The following is a 22,682-nucleotide window of genomic DNA, read 5'->3' on the forward strand; positions in this document are numbered from 1 at the left end:
GACCATCCCTTTGCGTCGTGTGGCGACCGCTGTCCGGTCGCTACGGGGATGGTTATCGCAGACGATGTTTTCTTCAGTTTTTCCCGCATGTTGAATCTTGTTTCTGAAGTATGTCTGGCAGGGTTTTTCCTTCTCCTCTTGCGGGAGAAGGTGGCCTCGCGAAGCGAGGTCGGATGAGGGTGCTCCAGGGAACGCCAACGTCTCACTCCACTGGAACACCCCTCAACCGTCTCGGCGCTGCGCGCCGATCCACCTTCCCCCACAAGGGGGGAAGGAAGAGCGTCGCGCCCGCTGCGGCGCTTGCGCCTCTTCCTCTGGCGCCCGCCATCGCGTATGGCCCGGGGAAAATCCTCCCAAGTTCCAATTCCCCGGAAACCGCATGATCAGACTTGAAAGCATCAGCAAGCAGAACGGCCGTCAGCTTGTCTTCATCGAGGCGTCGGCTTCCTTGCAGAAGGGCGAGAAGATTGGTCTTGTCGGGCCGAACGGCGCCGGCAAGACCACCTTGTTCCGTATGATCACCGGCCAGGAGCAGCCCGACGAGGGCCAGGTGCAGGTCGATCGCGGCGTCACCATCGGCTATTTCAGCCAGGATGTCGGCGACATGGAAGGCCATAGCGCCGTCGCCGAAGTGATGAACGGCGCCGGGCCGGTGAGCGATGTCGCGGCCGAGATGGCGGAACTGGAAGCGGCGATGGCCGACCCGGACCAGGCCGACCGGATGGACGAGATCATCGAGAAGTATGGCGAGGCGCAGCATCGCTTCGAGGAGCTCGACGGCTATGCGTTGGACGGCCGCGCCCGCGAAGTGCTCGACGGTCTGGGCTTTTCCCAAGAGATGATGGACGGCGATGTCGGCAAGCTGTCGGGCGGCTGGAAGATGCGCGTGGCGCTGGCGCGTATTCTGCTGATGCGGCCCGATGTCATGCTGCTCGACGAGCCGTCCAACCATCTGGATCTCGAAAGCCTGATCTGGCTGGAGCAGTTCCTGAAGGGCTATGACGGCGCGCTGCTGATGACCTCGCACGACCGCGAGTTCATGAACCGCATCGTCAACAAGATCGTCGAGATCGATGCCGGCTCGCTCACCGCCTACTCGGGCAATTACGAATTCTACCAGCAGCAGCGGGCGATTGCCGACAAGCAGCAGCAGGCGCAGTTCGAGCGCCAGCAGGCGATGCTGGCCAAGGAGATCGCCTTCATCGAGCGCTTCAAGGCGCGCGCTTCCCATGCCGCGCAGGTGCAGAGCCGCGTGAAGAAACTCGACAAGATCGACCGCGTCGAGCCGCCCAAGCGCCGCCAGATCGTCAATTTCGAGTTCCAGCCGGCGCCGCGCTGCGGCGAGGATGTCGTCACCTTGAAGAACGTCCACAAGGCCTATGGCAGCCGCGCCATCTATGAGGGGATCGACTTCCAGGTCCGTCGCCGCGAGCGCTGGTGCATCATGGGCGTCAACGGTGCCGGCAAGTCGACGCTGCTGAAGCTGGTGGCCGGCGCTTCCGACCCCGACACCGGCACGGTGGCGCGCGGGCCGAGCGTGAAGATGGGCTATTTCGCCCAGCACGCCATGGAGCTGCTCGAAGGCGAGCGCACCGTGTTCCAGACGCTGGAAGACAATTTCCCGCAGGCCGGCCAGGCGCCGCTTCGCGCACTTGCCGGGTGCTTCGGCTTTTCCGGCGACGAGATCGAGAAGAAGTGCCGCGTGCTGTCAGGCGGCGAGAAGGCGCGGCTGGTGATGGCGCTGATGCTGTTCGACCCGCCCAATCTGCTGGTGCTGGACGAGCCGACCAACCACCTCGACATCGCCACCAAGCAGATGCTGATCGAGGCGCTGTCGCAATATGAGGGCACCATGCTGTTCGTCTCGCACGACCGGCATTTTCTGGCCGCACTTTCGAACCGCGTGCTGGAGCTGACGCCGGAAGGCATCCACACCTATGGCGGCGGCTATACCGAGTATGTCGAGAGGACGGGGCAGGAGGCGCCGGGGCTGCGGAGCTAGAGCAATTCCAGGAAAAGTGTGAGCGGTTTTCCGTCCGGAATTGCGTCAAAACAAAGAGTTAGAGCGGTTCGCCGTTTCCATGAAACGGTGAAACGCTCTAGGCTACCAGGGACCTTGTGAGACGCGCCAGCCGGCATTGGTCGCTCTTGGCCATTGTCATCGCATGGCGCTCAGCCGAGTTCCTGGGCGAGGCCGATGAGAAGGTCTCCGGGTCCGCGAATGTAGCAGAGCCGATATACGTCCTTGTACTGAACGACCTCGCCTGCGAGCCGCGCACCGCGCTTGCGAAGCCTTTCAAGCGTATCGTCGATGTCGTCCACGGTGAACATGACGCGCAGGTAGCCCAGGGCGTTGACCGGGGCGTCGCGGTGATCTGCGACGACCGGCGGCGTGAGGAAGCGGGATAGTTCGAGCCGGCTGTGACCGTCGGGCGTGCGCATCATGGCAATCTCGACGTGCTGATCGCCCAGTCCGGTGACACGTCCCGCCCATTCGCCTTCGATCGTGGCCCGCCCTTCGAGTTCAAGGCCGAGCTCGCGAAAGAAATCGATCGTCTCTTCGAGGTCATCGACGACGATTCCGACATTGTCCATCCGTTTGAGCGCCATGCGTCCAACCTCGTGTCTGGATCAACAGCCTGCGGGTCTTCGGCCAGGGATCGGTCTTCGGCCAGCGAAAAGGCGGCTGTCGAGCCGACGCCGCCTTCCGGACTTTTCCGTCAGACCTCTTACCGTCGAAGGAATGGGCGAGAGTCCCTTACCTCAGCGAGATGGCCATGCCGCTGAGATCGGCGTTGACCTGCAGCCCGACCTGCTTGCCGGTGAGCTCGAGCTGGGCACCCCTGTCATTCGTCATGACGATCATCTGGGCGCCTTTGCCGAGCGTGCCGCCGCCGCCCGCCGCACCGTAGACCCCCGTCACATCGCGGACGCGCCTGATGTGGCGCACGGTGCCTCGGAAATAGGTCTTTGAAACGCCGAAGGCGAGGCCGCCCGAGACGCCGCCGATCGAGATGGGATAGGTTTTGCCGTGGAAGGTGAACGTGCCTTCGCCGCCGGAGCCGCCGACGAAGAAGGCCGCCTTGTAGACGGCAAAGCGGATCGTGCCGCTGTCGGCATGCGCGGCGCTGGCAAAGCCGATGCCCGCGGTGGCGATGGCGGCAACCGCGATTCTACGAAATCCGGACGAAATATTCATGATGAGAGCTCCTCGAAGTCGCCGCTTGCCCACCCGACCGGGCGCGCCAGCGCTGTGTTAAAGTTACAACGGAACAGTCTCGCCCGTCATTTGGTTCCAGGCACGCGGCCTGAATCTGGCCGCGGGAAGATCGACATGAAACGAGGCCTATGGCAAGCGCTCCGGCGAGACATCGCATACACGTGATTGGCGCGGACGGGGCGCCTGCGAGGTTTGCGGACAGCGAGAAGGGCTTCGGATGAGAGTTGTGATGCGAATTGCAGTGTCGGTCGTACTGGCCGCGACAGTGGCCGGATGCGCGACCTCTCCGGTCGACTATGGCGCGTCGCTTTCGCCGCAGGATCCGAAATGGGCGTCGCCGGAATGCCAGCAGGCGCGGGCGGCGGCTTCGGACTACGCGGCGCGCGAAAAACAACATCCGGGCTGGGAATTCGCGGTCCTCGGCCCGTACGGCCTGGGCATCATCGCGGCCACCAAGGAGGCCGAGCAGAAGCAGCGAAAGCGTTACGCCCGCGACGTGCACCTGCAATGCTCAAGCCTGCCTTTGCCGAAAGAGTTGCAGGGCGATCTAAACCCGGGCGCAAAGGCGAAATATCCGTAGCCGTGGCTGTTGACGGCGCCCTTCCTGTGCCGTTGCGGACATCCGACCAACCTGCGACCATATCGTCATGGAAGAACCTGCCGCGCCATGGCCCTTGCTGCAAATCGCGATCGAGGCGAAGTCGAGAGCCGATGAGGAGAAGCTGCGTATCGCCCTGTCGAGGCTGGCGGACGAGAATCCTTGGTTCCATGTCAAGTGGGACGAGGAATCCGGTCAGACGATCGTGGCCTACATGGACGAGCCTGAGCTCGACAGCATCATTGAGCGTCTGCGCCGCGAGTTCATGATCAACGTGAACGTCGGCTCACCGCAGGTCGCCCATCGCGAGACGATCACTCGCAGCCACCAGCAAGACTACACCCACAAGAAGCAGTTCGGCGGCGCGGGCCAGTTCGCCCGCGTCAAGATTGCGTTCGAGCCGAACGCGTACAATCCGGACTTCGTTTTCGCGTCCAGGATCGCCGGCGGCGCGGTTCCGAACGAATATGGTGCGGGGGTCGAAAAGGGGCTGCGCAGCGCGCTGTCGTCGGGGCCGTTCGCGGGCTTTCCCATGATCGGCGTCAAGGCGACGCTGGTGGACGGCGCCTGGCACGAGACCGACTCCTCGGCCCTGGCTTTCGAGGTTGCGGCCCGCGCCTGCTTTCGCGAGGCCGCGCCGTATCTCGGCGTGCAACTGCTCGAACCGGTCATGAAGGTCGAGGTGGTGACGCCGGCGGACTATGCCGGCAGCATCACCGGCGAGCTGAAGAGCCGCCGTGGCCGGATCGGGGACCAGGAAGGTCGCGATGTTGCCGTCGTCATCCACGCCATGGTGCCGCTCTCAGCCATGTTCAAGCTGGAAGAGACACTGCGGTCGCGTTCGAACGGGCAGGCACGCTTGAGCGCCTTCTATGCCGGATACGAGCCCGTTCCGATGCCTGACAATCGCGATCCGCCGCCCGCCGCGGCCGCGTTCGCCTGACTTCCGCTCACCTCTGCTGTGGTCGCACTGCTCCTGCTGTCGGCTCGGCTTTATGATGCGGCGTTGACCGCGAATTGCGCGGCGAAGGCCCTGGCGTAAGCGGGGCGGGCTTCGCCGCGCGCCACATAGGCAGCCAGGTTTTGATATTCGTCCAGAATGCCCGACATGCGCAGCCGCAGCAGCACCGATACCATCAAAAGGTCACCGGCGCTGAACGCACCATCGAGCCACTCGGCGGCGCCCAGATAGGCCGAGAGCTGGTCCAGCCGGGCGCGAACCCGGTCCTTGACCAATGGCAGGCGCTCTTCGCTCCACGGCCTGTCGGCTTCGAATATTCTCGCCGTCGTCAATTCGAGGATGGGCGGCTCGACGGTGTTGAGGGCGGCAAACATCCAGGTGATGGCACGCGCGCGGGCATCGCGATCCCTGGGCAGCAGGCCCGCATGCCGCTCGGCAAGATGAAAGACGATCGAACCGGTCTCGAACAGGCACAGAGATCCTTCCTCATAGGTGGGGATCTGGCCGAACGGATGGATGGCCATATGGCCAGGTGCCTTCATCCCGGCGAAGGAAACGAGACGAACCTCATAGGGTTGCCCCACCTCTTCGAGCGCCCAGCGAACGCGCGTATCGCGCGCCAGTCCCTTGCCGCCGTCGGGCGATCGTTCGAAGGCGGTGATGGTGGGGATCATGGCAGGCTCCGGCTGGTTGGTTCGGTTCTTGGTTGCACCCAAAGGACGAACGGCCGGGGCGATTCCCGACAACCGCCTGGTTTTTCCGGACCGCGGGATTTAACGCTTCGGACCGGTTGAAAAGCGTCCTCGGCTCTAGCGCAGCAGGCCTTCCGCCTCGAATGTGTCCCAGCCCTCCAGCTTCGGCGGTGGAGCATCATCCTTTCCCGAAGTCCTGGCGCTGCGCGCCTTGCGCTGTCGTTTTCCCGCGCGCGTCAGGGCGGCCTTGCCGGCACCGCGCCGCCTGTTTTCGGACGCTTCCTGCGCATCTTCCTCCCGCCAGGCGCTCGCCAGGTCGCGGTCGAGAACATCCTCGATGTGGCGTGGATCGAAGACATGGAAGGTCACGGCCTTGGATCGCCCGCGCATCTTGACGGTGCGGGTGCCGATGCTCTTCAGGCGGCCGTCCTTCAGCCATTTGTGGCGCTCGCGGGCGGAGATGGTGAGAATGTCTTCTGCCTCGCGCGGAAGCACGGCGAGGGTTTCGATCCCCTCCAGTGTCCTGGAGATGGTTGCCGAGGCCGCCTGGAAGGCATCCGCGTCGGTTTTCAACATGCGCAGGATGATGCGGCCGGTCTCGGCCTTGGCAAATTTCCTTACAGCCCACGGCAGGCGGGCTCGAATTTCGCGTTCGATCCCCTTCAGGCGCAAGGCGGAGCCAAGCGTTGCCGATGGCGGCAGCGGCCATTCGGCGACTACTGACGCTTTGGCGGTGCTCAGGCCTTGCTCGCGATCAGGCGCGCCGGCAATTGCCGCGACGATGCCACTCAGGACCTTTCGCAGGGAATCGCGCTTCTTGTCTGCCATGTTTCATGTTCGCTCATCAGGTGCCTTCGTGGAACGGCACTTCGCACAGCAGACAACCGAAATCAGGCTCAAACAGTTCCTTAGTATACGCAGCCACCTGTTGCCGCTTCGCCAAACCATCGCGATGCGGCCTGCGTCGCTTCGCCAAGGTCAGGCTCGCCATCAGCGGCCCAGGCGACGAAGCCATCGGGGCGCACGAGCAGGGCGCTCAGGCCCAGGCGGTCCCTGGCATCCCCGGCGACATAGGCGATCCGCCCGCTCCAGTGGCTGGCAAGCGCTTGCAGGGCAGGGTGGGAATCGAAGTCCAGCAACAGGCCTTGGCCGTTCCGCAAGCGCTCGCCGAGCCTCGTTGCGTCGGCCAGTTCGAAATCGGGCGCGCTGCGGCCCACCAGTGGGTGGCTGCCGCCAAGGTCGTAGCGCAGCGAAACGCCCCAGACGCGCTCGGCGAAGTAGGTCGCGCCGTCGCGCGTGTCGATGAGGTCGCGGATGATGGCTTCGAGCGCGCGTGAACTGCGGCTTGGCCGCATCAGCGCGACCTGGGCGCGCGACCAGTCGAGGATTTGCGCGGCCACCGGATGCCGCTCGTCGAAATAGCTGTCGATGAGGCCGGCCGGCGCGTCGCAGCGGATGGTGGCGGCAAGCTTCCAGCCGAGGTTCATGGCGTCGCCAATCCCTAGGTTGAGGCCCTGGCCGCCCAATGGAGAATGGATGTGCGCGGCGTCGCCGGCAAGCAGCACCCGCCCGTTGCGGTAGGTGGTCGCCTGGTAGGCGCGATCGGTCCAGGTGGTGGCGAGGCGCAGCGCCGTCAGGGTGACGTCGGTGCCGGACACGCGGCGCAGCACCGCCTGCACGTGCTCCAGCGTGACCGGCTCTGTCCGATGGAAAGCGGCGCCGTCGAACTCGACCATCGCGATGGTGCCTGGCCGCGAGTAGGTGTACATGCCCGTCGGGGTGTAGTGGCGGCCAAGGCCGAGCGTGTCCGGATCGGCAATTTCGACGTCGACGGAATAGCCGGTGAACTCGGCAGCGGTGCCGGTGAAGGCAAAGCCGCCAAGCTTGCGCACCGTGCTGCGGCCGCCATCGCAACCGACGAGCCAGCGGGCGCGAAAGACCTCGCCACCGGCGCGGATAGTCACATCCTCGTGCGACTGGGCGAAGTTTTCGACGCCGAGCCCGCGCCTGATCTCGACGCCCATCGCGTCTGCGCGGGTGGCGAGCGCGGTTTCCAGATGCTCCATCTCGACCGCCATGCTGCTGCCCGCCGGGCCGGGCAGGCGATAGGGCCATTTCGAGCTGTCGACGGCGTCGAGATGGAACTGGATGCCGGCGAAATGGCCGCCCGGGCGGCGCGGCTGCCGCATCCAGTGTGCGGCGGCCAATGTGTCGTCGCCCGGGCCATTCTTCGCCGGCGGCGGCACAATGGCGTCCAGCAGGCCGCGACGATGGAAGGCCTCGATGGTCGGCACTGACAGGCCGCGCATGCCGAAAGGAAGCCGTTTCAGCGGCGAACTGGGGTCGTCGGCCTTTTCCAATACCAGGACCGAGAGGCCGGCCAGGCGCAGCTCGCAAGCGAGAAACAAGCCGACCGGGCCGGCGCCGGAGATGATGACGTCATAGGAAATTGGGTGGTGGCGTTGCATGAAACTACTCCTTGGTCGATGTTCGACCGGAGCGTTCCTCGAGATAAGAACCACACGGACGAACGACAGGGCGCTGGGTCAGCGTCCGATGTTCGTCGTGGGGATCTCGTGCACGAAGCCAAAGACCAGAGCTCTCGTTACCGAGAGGAGTTGGGCTTACCAAACCAACTCTGCCTTTTCCGACGTGGGCTATATAGCGATGCGGCGATTGGTCTGCAACAGGTGAGGCGGCGGCCAAGGGCAACGCCATTGGTTAGGGGCAATCTAGCCCGCGGCCAGCCATTTACGCGATAGGGCGAAGGCCTTGAAGGCCTTGGCCTCCATCGGGCGGCCAAAAAGGTAGCCCTGCAGGATATCGCAGCCAAGTTCCTTGAGGATGCGCGCATGCTCCATCGTCTCGACGCCCTCGGCGACCACTTCGATGCCGAGCGATTTGCCGATCTCGATGATCGACGCCACCAAATGCCGTTGCGCCATTGAGCCGGTGATGGGTGTGATCAGTTGGCGGTCGATCTTGAGGCGGCGCGGACGCAATTTGAGCAGCGAGACGATCGAGGCGTGGCCGGTGCCGAAATCGTCGATCTCGATGTCTATGCCGAGCTCCTTGATGTGGTCGATATTCCACGTGACCAGGTCGTCGTTTTCATCGAGGAAAATGGACTCCACCAGTTCGAACGACACCGTTCCAGCCTTGATGGCGAGCTTGCGCAGACCTTCAATCAGGTCCCTGTCCTCCAGCCGCCTGGCCGAGACGTTGACCGACACGCGCGGGATGTTGAGATGACTGTGCGACCAACGCTCGAAATTCTCCAGCGCGTGTTTGAGGACGATGCGGTCGATCAGCGCCACGACGTTGAGTTCTTCAGCCACCTTGAGATAAGCGTCAGGGGCCAGGATGCCGCGTCGCGGGTGCTTCCAGCGCGACAACGCCTCTACGCCGACGATCTCGAGCGTGCTGGCGTCGAACTGCGGCTGATAGTAGGCGACGAATTCGTTCCGCTCCAACCCGCCCAGGATGTCGTCGGCGATCTGCTTGGTCCGCACGATCTCGCTCTGCAACTCCTCGTTGAAGAACTCGTAGCGGTTGCGGCCACGGCTTTTGGCCCGATAGAGCGCCAGATCGGCGTTGACCAGCAACTGTTTCACGTCGACGCCATTGTTGGCGGCAATGCCGATACTGACCCCGAAACGGCACGGATGACCGCGGTAATCGACAGGTTGGCGCATGTCCTCGATGATGCGATGGGCAAGTGCCGACAGTCCGTCGTCGTCAAGCCCATGGCTCACCACGACGAACTCGTCGCCGCCGATGCGCGCAACGAAATCGTCATGGCCCGCATTGGCCTGGATAACCTCGGATGCATGCACCAGCATGGCATCGCCCGCAGCGTGGCCGAGCGTGTCGTTGATCTGCTTGAAGCGGTCGAGGTCCAGGTGCAGCAGTGCTGTGCGCCGGTCCGGTTCGCCGTTTTCGGCCAGCAGTTCATCGAGATAGCGGCGGTTGGGCAGGCCGGTCAGCGAATCGTGTAGCGCCGCATACTCGATATGTGCCTTGGCGAGATTGATTTCGGCGTTATTCGATTCCGTCAACTGGCGTTCACGAATGAGGTTTTCGTTGAGCAGCACGTCGCTGGTCACGTCCCATTCGGCGCCGATCAGCTTGGGCGTTCCGCCAATGTCCTGGAAGTAGGTCGCGCGCGTGCGCACATGGCGGACGGTGCCGTCGGGGCGTAGGAGCCGGTATTGTGAGGAATAGGGGCCTTGTTTGGCCGCGGCGAGATCGAAGTCCTGTCTCGCCCGTACCAGATCTTCAGGATGGATCGCCTGCGCCCAGTCATCATAGCCGCGTGGCTTGCCGTCGGCTGACTTGCCGTAGATCTCGTTGACGCGGTCATCCCACACCATTTCATTGGTGGTGAGGTCGTGTTCCCAAACGCCAATGCCAGAGGCTTCCAGCGCCAGCTCCAGGCGCCCGGACAGGCGCCTCAGCTCGGCGTAGTTTTTCTGCCTTTCGCCAAACAGCCGACCGGCCACCATGATCGGCAGCACCACCAGCGCCCCGGCGAGCAACATAAGCGACCGCAAGGCCCACTCGTTTTTCGGAGCCTCCGGCCAGCCGCCCTTGGGGAGGGCCGAAATCTGCCAGGAACCCGATGGCAGCTGCACATCGGCCGATACGGGATTTCCGGCAATGACCTGGCCGCCGCCGAAAAAGCGTTCGCCGCCGCCGCCCAGCGCATCCTTGCCTGTGAGCGCGACATCGATGTCGAGATCCGGATCGGTCAACCCACTCGCCGCGTAGAGCCGGTCGACATCGACCACCGCCGAGACGATGCCCCAGAAACGGTCGCCGCCGTTCGCGGTCGGAACAAAGACCGGGATGCGGCCGATGAAGCCGCGCCCGCCTTGGGCGAGGTCGACCGGGCCGGCAAACACCAGGACTCGCTGGTCGCGCGCCCGCAGCGCCGCCATGCGCTGCGCTTCGTTCTTGCGGTAATCGAGCCCGATGGCCTTCTCGTTGCCTTCCATGGGGTACATCAGCGAGATCACCAGGTCGGGCGCGCCGGCAATGTTGCGCAATTGCGATTTCTGCTGGAACAGATTTCCGGCAAGCGAGGCAAATCTCTGCTGGCCCATAAAGGGTTCGGTATCGATGGCCGAGACCAAACCCTGAACAAGCTGAAGATTGCCGTTAATGTTGCCTTCGAGCTTGGCGCGGATGATGTTTACCTTGGCCAGCACGTCGGCGCGCGCCAGTTGGTCGGAGACCCTCCTGTTCTGCTGGTCGGCAACGATGGAGCAGATCAGAAGCACGACAAAAGCGATCGCCGCCGGCAAGTTGGCGGAAGAAAGAACGGCCCGTCTCAGGCGGCCGAGGCTGAATCCAGTGATGGTCAATTCGACCCTGACACCTTTCCTGAACTATAGCTCATCGATGGACTGTAGTAGAAAACGCTTAAATTTACCCTTCCAGACTGGTGGCAAGTTTCGGCATCAGCTATGGCAGGCGGACGGGCGGCGGAAGTACAATGGCAAGGCGTTTTGCGTTTCTTTTGGTTCGCGACTTCACGCTGTCGCCGCTGTCGCTGTTCATCGACACGCTGCGGCTGGCGGGCGATGAGGGCGACCGCAGCCGCAGGATCGAGTTCGACTGGGAGATCGTCGGCGAACGCGGCCTGCCGATTCGGGCCAGCTGCGGCGTCGAATTGCTGCCCACCAAGGGGATCGGCAATCCGGAGGATTTCGACAATATCGTCGTGGTCGGCGGCCTGCTCGACACCAACCGCAGCCTGAGTTCCGACAAGGAGGCCTTCCTGTTGCGGGCTGCCGAAAAGGGGGTGCCGCTGACGGCGCTCTGCACGGGAAGCTTCGTACTGGCGCGCTACGGCCTGCTCGACGGCTACGCCGCCGCCGTCAGCTGGTTCCATATCAAGGATTTCCGCAGCCAGTTCCCCGATGTCAACGCCCATGCCGACAGCCTGTATTCCGTCGACCGAGGCCGCTCGACCTGCGCCGGCGGCACGGGGGCGGCCGACCTTGCCGGCTATTTCGTGTCGCAGTTCATCGGCCAGAAGGCGGCGGAAAAGGCCGCCAAGATCCTGGTGCTCGACCGCATCAGGAGCAGCCGGGACGTGCAGCCCGTCGGCGACCTGTTCCCGGCGGCGTCAAGCCGCGCGGTCAAGCGCGCTTTGCTGTTGATGGAGAGCAACCTGCAGGAGACGCTGTCCGTCGGCGAGATCGCAACCCGGCTCAACTGCTCGAGGCGCCAGCTCGAACGGCTTTTCGGGACGGAGCTGGGTATCGGCCCGATGGCGGCATACCTGGCGCTGAGAGTGCATCATGCGAAGTCGCTGCTCGAAGGCAGCGACCTGCAGATCGGTGACATCGCCTACCGCTGCGGCTTCACCAATGCCGGTCATTTCAGCCGCGTGTTCCGCCAGCAGACAGGCATCACGCCGACCCATCTAAGGCATCCCAGCCGCGTGCCCGCCGGCGCGGCGGGGCAATGAAGCTGGTCGCTGACCGGCCTCCAAGCCGGGCCGGCTTCCCGGCGACATGCATCACGAAATCCGCTGACCATCCTCGTCGAGCAGAACGCAGCCTTCGGGATCGAATCCGATGTCGATCGCCTCGCCTTCGCGAAGGACGCGGCCGGTGATCGGCGCGTTGGCGCGGATGATCGTCTTGCCGCCAATGTCGATCTCGTAGATCGCGCTGCCGCCCAGATACGAGGCCGAGACGACACGGCCGGACAGCCTGTTGGTGATTGCCGCCGTGCCGACCGACAGTTTCTGCGGCCGTATCACGACAGTGACCTTGCTGCCCTGCGCAAGCGGGCTTGGGCAGGCGACCTCGACCGTCTGGCCGGTGGCAAGCGTCACCGTCGTCGCTTGGCCGGACCGGCTCACGGTGCCGGCGAGCATGTTAGCCTTGCCGAGGAAGTCGGCGACGAAGGCCGTGGCCGGCGTCTCATAGACTTCCTGCGGGGTTCCGATCTGCTCGACCGCGCCGGCGTTCATCACCACGATGCGATCCGACATGGAGAGCGCTTCCTCCTGGTCGTGGGTGACGAAGATGGCGGTAATGCCGGTTTCCTTCTGGATCTTCTTGATCTCGACGCGCATCTCCTCACGCATATTGGCGTCCAGCGCCGACAGCGGCTCGTCGAGCAGCAGCACCTGCGGCTCGAAGACGATGGCGCGGGCGAGCGCGATGCGCTGCTGCTGCCCGCCCGACAGCTGCGACGGCAGCTTCTTCTCGCTGCCCGGCAGCCGCACCATCTCGAGCGCCCGGCCGACCTTGCGGGCGATCTCGGGCTTCGGCACGTTGCGGTACTTCAGGCCGAAGGCGACATTGTCGAAGACGTTCTTGTGCGGAAACAGCGCATAGCTCTGGAAGACCAGTCCGATGTTGCGCTTGTAGATCGGCACGTCGTCGACCCGTCGCCCGTCGATCATGATCTGGCCGCCCGAAATGTCGACGAGGCCGGCGATGGAGCGCAGGATCGTCGTCTTGCCGCAGCCCGAAGGGCCGAGCAAGGTGACGAAGCTGCCCTTGGCGATGGAGAGCGAGAAATCGCGCACGGCGACGAACTTGCCATAGGCGATGTCGATGTCGCGGAACTCGACCGCCGGCTGGCCGGCCCCGATGCCGCCGCCCAGAGCGGCTGCGCTCCTTGCCGCCCCGGCCGCTTCCGGCCGGGGCACTTCCGAAAGGTCGTTCCTGTCAGGCACCTTTCGAGATCCTGTTCCACTGCTTGGTCCAGGCATCCTCGTTGGTCGCCCAGTAGACCGGGTCGGCGAAGGTCAGCGACTTCATCGTGCCGGTCTTGTCGAAGGCCGGCAGCTTCTCGATCTTCTCGGTGAGCTTGACCTTTGTCGGGTCGAGCGACGGCGGATAGCTCTGGCCCTCGGCAACCGCAATGGCGGTCGCCGGGTCGAGCATGAAGTTGATCAACTCCTCGCACTCGGCCATTGGCGAGCCTTTCAGGATCAGCATATCCTCCATCCAGGCATAGGAACCGGCGGGGTCGAGATAGCCGATCGGATGGCCCTGGTCCTGCAAGGCGGCGACGCGGCCCGACCAGGCGTCGGTCACCACGATCTCGCCCTTGGAAAGCAGGTCCATCAGCTCCGCGCCGGAGCTCCAGAACTTCTTGGCGAGGTCGCGCGTTTCGCGCACCTTGGCCCAGATCGCGTCCATGTCCTTGAGGTTGTTGGGATCCTGTCCGGTGGCGAGCGCGGCGTACCAGACGCGCGTGGTCATGTCGGAATAGCCGCCGACCTTGCCGGCATATTTCTTGTCGAGCAAAAGGGCCGCGCCCTTTTCCTTGGCTTCCTCGGGCGAGATCACCTTGGTGTTGTAGGCGATGCCGGTCGTGCCATAGTCGTAAGGCACGGCCGAGAGTTTCGGCGTCAGCTTGCGGAACGGATCGATCATCGGCTGCAGCACATTGGCCATGTTGGGGATGTTGGCCTCGTTGATCTCCGAGGTCAGGCCGCCATTCACATATTTGATGTAGTAGTTGACGCCGGAGGAATGGATGACCTGGTAGTCGCCGGGCTTGGCGGTCTTGATCTTGGTGATGATCTCGTCCTCGTCGCCGAATGTGCCCTGGACCACCTTGATCTTGGTCTTGGCCGTGTAGGGCTTGAAGGCGTATTTGTCGATCGCGTCCTGCACCGTGCCGCCCCAGCCATCGAAGCGAACCTCCTCGACCGCGGCGAGCGCCTGCCGCATCCAGGGCATGTCGAGACCGGCCGCGGCGGCCGCGGCGGCGGTCAGCGTCAGGAAAGTGCGGCGGCTGAGATCGCCGTTTTGGTACCTATCGTGCAGCCGTTCAAGCCGCTTGCCGTTGGACAGTTTCATCGTGCTTCCTCCTTTGGTTCGTCGCGTCGTTTCAATCTGGTCAGGCTTTGCAGGATCAGGCCGCCGAGCAGCGGGATGCCGACGGTCACCAGGATCATCACGGTGCCGAGCGCGTTGATCTCCGGGCTGATCGAGATCTTGAGCATCGAAAGGATCTGGGTGGGCATGGTCTCGACGCCTGCCGGCCGCCAGAACAGGCTGGCCGAGGTGTTGTCGAACGAGATGGTGAAGGCGAGCAGCGCGCCGCCGATGACGGCGGGGATGAGCAGCGGCAGCGTGATCTCGCGGAAGGATGAAAAGCGCGAGGCGCCGAGCGAGAGCGCCGCCTCCTCGTAGACGCGGCGGATGCCGACCATGCGCGCCTGGGTGATCAGCACCACATAGGGCACGGCGAGCAGGATGTGGCCGAGCACCAGGAGAAGCATGGTGCGCGGCTGGTCGACCGCCTTGATCAGCACCAGAAGGCCGACGCCGAGGATGGTCTCGGGCACCAGCGCCGGCAGGATCACCAGAGTGCTCAGCGCCTGCTTGCCGCGGAATTCGAAGCGCACCAGCGCAAACGACGTGACGACGCCTATGGCCGTGGTAACGGCGGCGGTGACCAGCGCGATCCAAAGCGACGTGCGGAAGGCGGCCAGCACCGGTTCGTTGGCCATCAGCTTGACGTACCATTGCAGGCTGAAGCCGGTCATCGGGAAGCCGCCGAACATCGAGGCGTTGAACGACAGGATCACTGTCGCCACGATCGGCGCGAACATGAAGATGTAGACGCAGACCGTGACGAAGCCGGTCAGCCGCCAGGCCCATCTGCCTTCCTCTTTGCGCCGCGCCTTCATCCGCCCAATCCCTTGACGATCTGCGACATGCCCATGAAGCGTGTGTAGATGGCGGCGAAGGAGCCGAGCACGAGGAACAGCACGATCGAAAGCGTGGCGCCCATCGGCCAGTTCAGCTCGCCCATGATGGTGTCGTAGATCAGATTGCCGAACAGCGCGTCGCGGCCGGAACCGAGCAGCTGCGGCGTCACATAGCTGCCGGCGGCCAGCACGAAGCAGAGCAGCAGGCCTGCCGCCAGCCCGGGCAGCGAAAGCGGCAGCGTGACCTCGCGGAACGCCTGCGCGCTGGTGCAGCCCATCGAGCGCGCGGCCGAGATCAGGGTGCGGTCGATGCCCTCGAGGCTGACATAGACGTTGAGGATCATGTAGGGCAGCAGGAAGTGCAGCATGCCCAGGATGACCGCGCCTTCATTGTAGAGCATCGGCAGCGGCTCGCTGATGATGCCCATCTTCAGCAGCGCGACATTGATGACGCCCTGTTCGCCAAGGATGTTGATCCAGGAAAACGTTCGGATGGTGAAGCTGATCCAGAACGGCACGATGAGCAGGAGAAGCAGCAGCCATTTGTGCTTGAAGGTCGTCGCCCAGATGAAATAGGCCGGGAAATAACCGAGCACCCCGCAAAGCAGCGCGGTGATGGCGCCGACCCGCAGCGTCTTCAAAAGGAAGCCGGCATAATAGCTGTCGGTCAGGAATTCGTGCCAGTTCGCCGTCGTCAGCGCGCTGGTTTCCACGCCGGCGGTGACGAAGGTGAAGAAGGTGTAGGCGGCCATCACGGCGATCGGCAACACCAGGAAGAAGATCAGCAGCAGGAGCACCGGCGCGACCAGCAGCCATGCCAGCCGTGGATCATACAATGTCCATCGTCGTTTCATGAGCACCCGGTGCGCTTGCTTTGAAGCGCCTGTTTTGTTCCCGGGCCAAGATTGGGTGATTGGAGGCCCGATGTCTACAACAGGCGATTGAGCCAGCGGACATCGGGCGCGTCGCCGGCTGCGGTGGATGTCGACGGCATCGCAGCGGCTCCGGCATGGCCGTTCGGTCGGGTTAGTAGAATTTTACCGGCGGCTTCTATGCCGGCAGGCCGGCCAGCCGCATGGCCTCGGTGACGTCATCGATGATGGCAGGCGCAAGCCCGACGGCGGCGGACCAGCGGCCAATGGTGAAATGCGGGTCGAGCGTCATCAACCGTGATCCCGCAGCCTTTGCTTCCTCGAGCCGTCCCAGCCTGGCAAGGGGTGCGGCCAGCCATCCGTGCAGGATGCTGAAGCCGGGGTTCATCTCCACCGCCCGCCGTCCGGCAGCAATGGCCTGTTCGTGCCTGCCGGCGAGAAAGTTGGCGAAGCCGATCATGCCTTGCGGCACGCAGTTCATGGCGTCCAGCGGGTTCAGCCGCAACGCCTGCTCGCCCCAGTCGATGGCGCGTGTCGCATCGCCGCCATAGGCCACCGGCACGCAGCCGAAGGCATAGACGAAGGCGCAGGATGCGCTGAGCGAAAGCGCCTGCAAAAACGCCTCGTCGGCGAGTTTGCGGTCATGCTCGACCAGGCCGATGGTGAAGCCGGCCAGCGCCAGCGCCATGGCGTCGCCCGAGCCGTGCTCGATCGCCGCATGGGCATGGCGGGACGCCTTCCCGCTATGCTCCGCCTGCATGCCCCCACGAATGAAAAGGGTTTGATGCGCCCAAGCGGCAAAACCGTGGACGAGAGCATAGCTCGGCTCAATGGCCAGCGCTTGGTCGAGCAGCGGCAGGCCCTTGGCGGCACCTTGCGGCATGAAGGTGTAGACGTCGGGCAGCGCGCGCAGGAAAAGATCGTAGGCATCGAGACTGTCGGGTCGCTGGCGCTTGACGCGCTCGATCTCGGCCCGGCGCAGATTGGGCTCGATGGCCGCGACCACGCTGATGGTGATCTCGTCCTGCAGCGCGAACACGTCGGTCAGCTCGCGGTCGTAGCGTTCGGCCCAGAGATGGCCGCCTTCCTCGGTGTCGATCAACTGGCCGGTGATGCGCACGCGGCTTCCCACCTTGCGCACGCTGCCTTCCAGAACATAGCGCACGCCAAGCTCTTGTCCGACCCGCTTCATATCCACCGCCCGGCCCTTGTAGGTGAAGGAGGAGTTCCGCGCGATAACGAACAGCCAGCGGATCCGAGACAGGCCGGTGATGATGTCCTCGACCATGCCATCGGCGAAATAGTCCTGATCCGGATCGCCGCTCAGGTTCACGAAAGGCAGCACCGCAATGGAAGGACGGGCGGGGATGCCAAGGCCAGGCTTCGCCGGCTCGACCGGTGCTGTCGCCTCGGCACCGGCCTCCTCGCGCACGCTGCCGACGAACCGAAAGCCCCTGCGTGGAAAGGTGCGGACGAGGCGCTGTTGCTCGCCATTGTCCTGAAGGGCGCTGCGCGCGGCGTTGACGCGGCTGGCCAGCGTGGCGTCCGAGACGATGCGTCCCTGCCAGACCGCATCGACCAGATCGTCCTTGCTCACCACCCGCTCGCGATTGCGAATGAGATATTGAAGCAAGTCGAACACTTGTGGCTCGACGGCGACCAGGTTGTTGCCACGGCGCAATTCGCGCCGGTCGCCGTCCAGGGCGAAATCCTCGAAAAAATACGGCAAATTGCTGGCTCCGGAACCCGGCTAATAGCGATTCTGGACACTGTAGCCGTGTGATGGCCGCAAAATCAAAGCCATCTCAAGGGAAAATCAAGAGGTCCTGAAGGCCGCCTCAAAGCGAGCGCGGCGGCCGTGTCACATAGTTCTCCTGCAACCAACACAGACAACACTTTGAAACGGAGAACTCAAATGTCGAACAACACAGCAAAATCGGTCGTCCTCGTCCATGGCGGCTTCGTCGATGGCTCCGGCTGGGAAGGGGTCTACCACCAGCTCAAGAAGGACGGCTACGAGGTCATCATCACCCAGAACCCCACCACCTCATTGGCCGACGATGTCGCGGTGACCAAGCGTGCCATTGCCGAAGCCAAGGGCGACGTCATCCTGGTCGGCCACTCCTATGGCGGCGTCGTGGTGTCGGAAGCCGGCACCGACCCCAAGGTGGCGGCCGTTGTCTATATCGCTGCCTTCGCGGCGGATGCCGGCGAGTCGGTCTCGACCCTGATCGCCAACCCGCCTCCCGGCGCTTCCGTGCCGCCGATCCTGCCGCCCGTCGACGGCTTCCTGATGCTCGACAAGGCCAAGTTCGCCGCTGCGTTCGCCGCCGATGTACGTCCCTCGCTCGCCGCCTTCATGGCCGACTCGCAGGTTCCGTGGGGTGTGGCTGCGCTCGAAGGCAAGGTCACCAAGCCGGCCTGGCGCGTGAAGCCGAGCTGGTATCTCGTCGCCACCGACGACCACATGATCCCGCCGCCGGCACAGCGCCAGATGGCGACGCGGGCTGGCGCGACGACGGTCGAAGTGCCCGGCAGCCACGCTGTCTACGTTTCCGATCCGGCTGCGGTCGCCAAGCTCATCGAACAGGCCGCCGCCAGCGTCGGCAAGAACTGAGACCGGCATCATCCGAGAATGGCCTGGGTGCTTGACGGCACCCAGGCTTTTTAGCACTCGCGGGAGGCAAAACGTTACCGGAGCGTCTGGGGCGATGGCTCGAAGATGCTCACTGCGTTTTGCCGGGGCCTGCTGCCATGACATTCCCCCTCGCATATCTTTTCCTGGCAAGTCGGCGTCTATTTTACCAGAATCGGCCTACGCTCAGCCCTTCGCGATGCCGCGTGCGATCAGCCGCGCCAGGCGCTCGGAGAATGCCCTGGCGTCGGCCGGTTTGTCGCCGTCGAGCACACGCGCCTCGTCGTAGAGAAGATGAGCCGCGTCGTCCTTGAACGCCTGGTCCTCGTCGCCGAGGCCGGCGAGCGCCAGCACGCGCGCGTGGCGCGGGTTGATTTCGAGGATGGGCTTGGCCGCCTTGTCGAGACGGCCGGCGGCGTTCATCAGCCGCTCGAACTGCCGGTCGGGTCCATGTTCCGGGGCGACCAGGCAGACGGCGCTCTCGGTCAGGCGGTCGGAGGCCTTCACATCCGAGACGGCATCGCCAAGCGTTGATTTGATGAAAGCCAGGAAGCCGTCGACCTCAGGCGTTGCCGCCGCGTCCGGCTTCTTCGCTTCGTCGAGCAGCGGGATGTCGGACAGTTCGGCCACGCCTTGCGTTACCGACTTGAACGGCTTGCCGTCGAAGTCCGGCGCCATCGTCACCCAGAAACTGTCGACCGGGTCGGTCAAGAGCAGCACCTCGATGCCGCGCGCCTTGAAGCCTTCGAGCTGCGGCGAGGCTTCGAGCCGAGCGCGGTCGTCGCCGGCCATGAAGAAGATCGCTTTCTGGCCCTCCTTCATCGCCGCGACATAGTCGGCAAGGCCGCGCCAGCCTTCGCCGGAGGCGGTCGAGTGGAAGCGGGCGAGCTTCAGCAATTGCTCGCGCCGCTCGTAATCCTCATAGAGCCCTTCCTTCAGCACAACGCCGAAGTTCTCCCAGATCCTGGCATAGGCCTCGGCCTCGTTCTCCGCCAGCTTGGCGAGGTCGCCGAGCACGCGGTTGGTCAGGCCCTTGCGGATCGAGGCCAGCAGCGGGCTTTCCTGGATCATTTCGCGCGAGACGTTGAGCGGCAGGTCGGCGGAATCGACCAGCCCGCGCACGAAGCGCAGATAGCGCGGCAGAAGATCGGCATCGTCGGTGATGAAGACGCGGCGCACATAAAGCTTCATGCGGCCCTTGCGGTCCTGGTCGAACAGATCGAACGGCCGCGAGCCGGGCACGAAGGCGAGCACGGAGTATTCCTGCCGGCCCTCGGCGCGGAAATGGATGGTGGCGGCCGGCTCGTCATACTGGCCGGCGACGCCGCGGTAGAAGTCGGTGTATTCCTCGGGCTTGATCTCGCTCTTCGGCCGCACCCAGAGTGCGGTGCCATCGGCAACGTCGCGCGCCTCGGCGCCAGGCTTTTCGATGAGCGTGATCGGCACCGGCACATGACCGGATTGCGACTTGGCCAGCTGCTCGAGCCGGTAGGTGCCGGTGTAGGAGACGGCGTCATCCATCAGGTGCAGCACGACGCGGGTGCCACGCTTCGGCGCGGCTTCGAGCGGGGCGGGGGCGATCTCGTAGGAGCCCTTGCCGTCGGAGGACCAGCGCCAGGCCTCCTCGCTTCCGGCCAGGCGGCTGATGACGTCGACGCGGTCGGCGACCATGAAGGCGGAGTAGAAGCCGACGCCGAACTGGCCGATGAGCTGCGTGTCCTCCGTGTCCGCGCCGACGCGCTCGATGAAGGCGCGTGTGCCCGAGCGGGCGATCGTGCCCAGGGCTTCGGCCATGTCGTCGCGGCTCATGCCGATGCCATTGTCCTCGACGGTGATCTCTCTGTTGTCGGCGTCAGCCGAAATCGAGATGCGCGGCTTGGGATCGTCGCCCAGCAATTCGGGGCGGCTGATGGCCTCGAAGCGCAGCTTCTCGCAAGCGTCGGCGGCGTTGGAAATCAGTTCGCGCAGGAATACGTCCTTATCGGAATAGACCGAGTGCACCATCATGTGCAGCAGCCGCGAAACATCCGCCTCGAATGCCCTGGTTTCCGTTGCTTTCGTATCCGTCGTCATGCAGATTTTCCCACGCTGTTCATCGGCCCGCCGCGCCGAGCGCGTTCGGGACTTTCCTTTCAAACCATTTTTTGCGGTGCTGGCAACTGCGTTCAGTGTGCCAGCGCGCCGACGATATGGTGGTGGGGTGCCGGGGCAACAAGAGGGCGCCGGCGGCGAAACTGCCAATCTCCCCCCCTCGTGGGGGAGATGCCCGGCAGGGCAGAGGGGGGCGTGAAGGAACTCGGCCTTGCCGATTGACCCAGCGAGGCGCGTTCTTCTCAAGGTTACGGGTAATCCAACGCTATCAGACGTCGGCGGGCCAGCGCCCCCCTCTGGCCTGCCGGCCATCTCCCCCACAGGTGGGGAGATTGGCAGCGTCGGCGTCGCGCCACTCTCTTGCGCGCCTAATTCGCCGCCATGTGATCCGCCAGCGCCTGCGCCTGGGCGAGCAGGGCGGGGTAGGCCGGGGTGTCCGGCAGGCTCTTGCCCATGCAGGCGCGGAAGTCGTTGTCGCCTTTCGTCCAGGCGGCGTTGGCGGCGTCGGATGTGTTTTCGTCGCTGTCGTCGGTGGCCTGCTTGGCGAGTTTCTGGGCGGCGGCGTCGGCGGCGGTCCACGCGGCGTCGCAGGCCGCGATCTTGGGGACGGGCGGAGTCGCAGGCGCTTCGGCGATCAGGACGCTGTTGCCCTTGACGACCGTGACGACGACCTCCTGGTCGGAGTTCGGTCCGATATCCTGTGCCCAGCCGCCGAGGCGGGCGATCGCCATGTCGGCGCCGTCAGGCTTCTTCAGCGCGAAGTCGAGCGTGCTGGTGAAGGCGGCGTCGCTGCCGATGGCCTGGGTGTAGAAGGCATCGAGCTTCAGCGCCGCGTCGAAGCTTGTGGGCAGTTTAAGATCGGCGTCCGTCTCGGCGGCGCGCGACTGCAGCCAGCGCTCGACCAGCCCGCGTGTCGAGGCCACGATGCTGGGGCCGTCCTCGGTGCCGTGGCGCAGCCCGTCCAGCATGCCGAAGCCGACATCGGAGGAACTCAGGCTTTCGATGTTGATCGTGCCGGCCGCCGGAAAATCCTTGACCGTGAAAGGGCCGAGCAGGGCGGAAAGCCGTTTTTCGAGATCGGCGCGGGCCTTTTCATTGGCCGCATCGAGCGTCTCCACGGGTGTGTTCGTGCTCTCCATCGCCGCGATGTCGGCAATCGCCTTGTCGCGCGCGGCGATATAATCATCCTCGGGCGAGGCGGCGAAGGCAGCGCTGCTCGCCAGGGCAAACATGACCGTCCAGACCAACCGCATGACAGAACCTTTCTTCGTGGCGGATCAACAGGCCAGGCAGCCATCGGGCAGCTTTGCGGCTATTGCGCGGCAGAAGACGCCGAGGCGAAATATCCTGATCGGGGAGGCGTGGCCAGTGCTGCCATTAACCATCGATTAACTATCCGTTCGCCTTTGAATCAAATTTGACGGATACTATTTCCAGGCCAAACGAGGCAGCCCGAGGGGCCGGAGAAGACAGTAATTGCAAGCCTGGCGCGCCGCTTTCCGTGGCGCAGCAGGCTGAAATCAAAGAAGAAGCGACGGACCACCGTCGCCTTTGCGGGGAGGCGTCAGCATCATTCTTGATGAGGATCGCCAGAATGAAGATCGAAGACGCAGTGACCGCTGTAACAGCCGAGGCCAACGCGCTGCTCTCATGCCTCGGCCAACCCGTCGTCGCCTACCACGTGACGGAAATCATGCGGGAGGCGGACCAGGAACACGCAAGGCAGATGCAACTCGCCCTGATGCGGCGAAGCATCGAGGCGCTGGTCGATGACGGCCTGGAGGATGTCGCCGCTGAGAGGTTTGCTTCGCAGTTCCATGGGCACGTGGGCTCGGCCTGGAGGCTGCTGCACGCGTCGGATGGCGTGGCGCACTGATTTCGGCCAAGCGATCCTTGATCGGCTCAGGTTGTCTGGGCTT

The 22,682-nt window shown here is 64.2% G+C and carries 18 protein-coding genes and 1 pseudogene; 6 read left to right on the plus strand and 13 right to left on the minus strand.

Features of this window, described 5'->3' with window-relative positions; translation table 11 throughout:
• Positions 1–379 precede the first annotated feature (379 nt).
• Positions 380–2,002 (plus strand): ABC-F family ATP-binding cassette domain-containing protein, encoded by a 1,623-nt coding sequence (locus CK228_RS22585; protein WP_095789287.1) that lies wholly within the window; start codon positions 380–382, stop codon positions 2,000–2,002.
• Positions 2,003–2,172: 170 nt separating this feature from the next.
• Here the strand turns inward: CK228_RS22585 and CK228_RS22590 are convergent, their stop codons facing one another.
• Positions 2,173–2,610: a VOC family protein gene (locus CK228_RS22590; protein ID WP_095789288.1), complete on the minus strand. Its 438-nt coding sequence runs from the start codon at positions 2,608–2,610 to the stop codon at positions 2,173–2,175.
• A gap of 148 nt (positions 2,611–2,758) precedes the next feature.
• The gene (locus CK228_RS22595; protein ID WP_095775100.1) at positions 2,759–3,199 is read right to left on the minus strand and encodes a hypothetical protein; all 441 of its coding nucleotides are present in this window, start codon (positions 3,197–3,199) and stop codon (positions 2,759–2,761) included.
• A 250-nt stretch (positions 3,200–3,449) separates the two neighbouring features.
• On the opposite strand from CK228_RS22595, the gene CK228_RS22600 reads away from it, so the two are divergent.
• Positions 3,450–3,800, plus strand: a complete 351-nt coding sequence (locus tag CK228_RS22600; RefSeq protein ID WP_095789289.1) for a hypothetical protein — start codon at positions 3,450–3,452, stop codon at positions 3,798–3,800.
• Between the two features lie 61 nt (positions 3,801–3,861).
• A pseudogene (gene fusA, locus CK228_RS22605) lies at positions 3,862–4,761 on the plus strand (elongation factor G); the annotation flags it as partial.
• A 50-nt stretch (positions 4,762–4,811) separates the two neighbouring features.
• Here the strand turns inward: fusA and CK228_RS22610 are convergent.
• From CK228_RS22610 to CK228_RS22625, 4 genes are all read right to left on the minus strand, one after another.
• Complete coding sequence (locus CK228_RS22610; RefSeq protein ID WP_095789371.1) at positions 4,812–5,453, minus strand: glutathione S-transferase family protein; 642 nt, start codon at positions 5,451–5,453, stop codon at positions 4,812–4,814.
• Positions 5,454–5,588: 135 nt separating this feature from the next.
• Positions 5,589–6,299 carry a hypothetical protein gene (locus CK228_RS22615; protein ID WP_095789291.1) on the minus strand — a complete coding sequence of 237 codons (711 nt, stop codon included), beginning with the start codon at positions 6,297–6,299 and terminating at the stop codon, positions 5,589–5,591.
• 80 nt (positions 6,300–6,379) lie between these two features.
• Positions 6,380–7,939, minus strand: a complete 1,560-nt coding sequence (locus CK228_RS22620) for an FAD-dependent monooxygenase (RefSeq protein WP_095789292.1) — start codon at positions 7,937–7,939, stop codon at positions 6,380–6,382.
• A 264-nt stretch (positions 7,940–8,203) separates the two neighbouring features.
• Complete coding sequence (locus tag CK228_RS22625) at positions 8,204–10,807, minus strand: EAL domain-containing protein (RefSeq protein WP_179296015.1); 2,604 nt, start codon at positions 10,805–10,807, stop codon at positions 8,204–8,206.
• Between the two features lie 161 nt (positions 10,808–10,968).
• Here CK228_RS22625 and CK228_RS22630 point away from each other — a divergent pair, with 161 nt between their 5' ends.
• Positions 10,969–11,949 (plus strand): GlxA family transcriptional regulator, encoded by a 981-nt coding sequence (locus tag CK228_RS22630; RefSeq protein WP_095789294.1) that lies wholly within the window; start codon positions 10,969–10,971, stop codon positions 11,947–11,949.
• A gap of 51 nt (positions 11,950–12,000) precedes the next feature.
• Here CK228_RS22630 and CK228_RS22635 read toward each other — a convergent pair whose 3' ends face one another.
• The 5 genes from CK228_RS22635 to CK228_RS22655 form a co-directional block, all read right to left on the minus strand.
• Positions 12,001–13,173, minus strand: coding sequence for an ABC transporter ATP-binding protein (locus CK228_RS22635; protein ID WP_095789295.1), 1,173 nt, complete (start codon positions 13,171–13,173; stop codon positions 12,001–12,003).
• Positions 13,166–14,308, minus strand: coding sequence for an ABC transporter substrate-binding protein (locus tag CK228_RS22640; protein WP_095775108.1), 1,143 nt, complete (start codon positions 14,306–14,308; stop codon positions 13,166–13,168). Before CK228_RS22640 ends, CK228_RS22635 begins: the two co-directional genes overlap by 8 nt.
• Complete coding sequence (locus CK228_RS22645) at positions 14,305–15,144, minus strand: ABC transporter permease (RefSeq protein ID WP_095789296.1); 840 nt, start codon at positions 15,142–15,144, stop codon at positions 14,305–14,307. The genes CK228_RS22640 and CK228_RS22645 overlap by 4 nt, the downstream gene beginning before the upstream one ends.
• Positions 15,141–16,001 (minus strand): ABC transporter permease, encoded by an 861-nt coding sequence (locus CK228_RS22650; protein WP_245429705.1) that lies wholly within the window; start codon positions 15,999–16,001, stop codon positions 15,141–15,143. Before CK228_RS22650 ends, CK228_RS22645 begins: the two co-directional genes overlap by 4 nt.
• A 214-nt stretch (positions 16,002–16,215) precedes the next feature.
• Positions 16,216–17,766 carry a winged helix-turn-helix domain-containing tetratricopeptide repeat protein gene (locus CK228_RS22655; RefSeq protein WP_095775111.1) on the minus strand — a complete coding sequence of 517 codons (1,551 nt, stop codon included), beginning with the start codon at positions 17,764–17,766 and terminating at the stop codon, positions 16,216–16,218.
• A 186-nt stretch (positions 17,767–17,952) separates the two neighbouring features.
• Between CK228_RS22655 and CK228_RS22660 the strand changes: the two genes are divergently transcribed.
• Positions 17,953–18,654, plus strand: a complete 702-nt coding sequence (locus CK228_RS22660; RefSeq protein ID WP_095789297.1) for an alpha/beta hydrolase — start codon at positions 17,953–17,955, stop codon at positions 18,652–18,654.
• A gap of 204 nt (positions 18,655–18,858) precedes the next feature.
• On the opposite strand, the gene htpG is transcribed toward CK228_RS22660, so the two are convergent.
• Both htpG and CK228_RS22670 read right to left on the minus strand, forming a co-directional pair.
• A complete protein-coding gene (htpG, locus tag CK228_RS22665; RefSeq protein WP_095789298.1) occupies positions 18,859–20,745 on the minus strand; it encodes a molecular chaperone HtpG in 1,887 nt (628 codons plus the stop codon).
• A 386-nt stretch (positions 20,746–21,131) separates the two neighbouring features.
• Entirely contained in the window at positions 21,132–22,016 is an 885-nt protein-coding gene (locus CK228_RS22670; protein ID WP_095775114.1) for a hypothetical protein, read from the minus strand.
• Between the two features lie 341 nt (positions 22,017–22,357).
• Here CK228_RS22670 and CK228_RS22675 point away from each other — a divergent pair, with 341 nt between their 5' ends.
• Positions 22,358–22,639, plus strand: coding sequence for a hypothetical protein (locus tag CK228_RS22675; protein WP_245318287.1), 282 nt, complete (start codon positions 22,358–22,360; stop codon positions 22,637–22,639).
• The last annotated feature ends 43 nt before the right edge of the window (positions 22,640–22,682 follow it).

This window comes from Mesorhizobium sp. WSM4312 (assembly GCF_002294875.1).
Lineage (GTDB): Bacteria > Pseudomonadota > Alphaproteobacteria > Rhizobiales > Rhizobiaceae > Mesorhizobium.

Bases quoted from the DNA above. Each gene is read 5' to 3' on its own strand.
- CK228_RS22585 (WP_095789287.1), top strand. From the start codon at position 380: ATGATCAGACTTGAAAGCATCAGCAAGCAGAACGGCCGTCAGCTTGTC.
- CK228_RS22590 (WP_095789288.1), bottom strand. From the start codon at position 2,610: ATGGCGCTCAAACGGATGGACAATGTCGGAATCGTCGTCGATGACCTC.
- CK228_RS22595 (WP_095775100.1), bottom strand. From the start codon at position 3,199: ATGAATATTTCGTCCGGATTTCGTAGAATCGCGGTTGCCGCCATCGCC.
- CK228_RS22600 (WP_095789289.1), top strand. From the start codon at position 3,450: ATGCGAATTGCAGTGTCGGTCGTACTGGCCGCGACAGTGGCCGGATGC.
- CK228_RS22610 (WP_095789371.1), bottom strand. From the start codon at position 5,453: ATGATCCCCACCATCACCGCCTTCGAACGATCGCCCGACGGCGGCAAG.
- CK228_RS22615 (WP_095789291.1), bottom strand. From the start codon at position 6,299: ATGGCAGACAAGAAGCGCGATTCCCTGCGAAAGGTCCTGAGTGGCATC.
- CK228_RS22620 (WP_095789292.1), bottom strand. From the start codon at position 7,939: ATGCAACGCCACCACCCAATTTCCTATGACGTCATCATCTCCGGCGCC.
- CK228_RS22630 (WP_095789294.1), top strand. From the start codon at position 10,969: ATGGCAAGGCGTTTTGCGTTTCTTTTGGTTCGCGACTTCACGCTGTCG.
- CK228_RS22640 (WP_095775108.1), bottom strand. From the start codon at position 14,308: ATGAAACTGTCCAACGGCAAGCGGCTTGAACGGCTGCACGATAGGTAC.
- CK228_RS22645 (WP_095789296.1), bottom strand. From the start codon at position 15,144: ATGAAGGCGCGGCGCAAAGAGGAAGGCAGATGGGCCTGGCGGCTGACC.
- CK228_RS22660 (WP_095789297.1), top strand. From the start codon at position 17,953: ATGTCGAACAACACAGCAAAATCGGTCGTCCTCGTCCATGGCGGCTTC.
- htpG (WP_095789298.1), bottom strand. From the start codon at position 20,745: ATGACGACGGATACGAAAGCAACGGAAACCAGGGCATTCGAGGCGGAT.
- CK228_RS22670 (WP_095775114.1), bottom strand. From the start codon at position 22,016: ATGCGGTTGGTCTGGACGGTCATGTTTGCCCTGGCGAGCAGCGCTGCC.
- CK228_RS22675 (WP_245318287.1), top strand. From the start codon at position 22,358: ATGAAGATCGAAGACGCAGTGACCGCTGTAACAGCCGAGGCCAACGCG.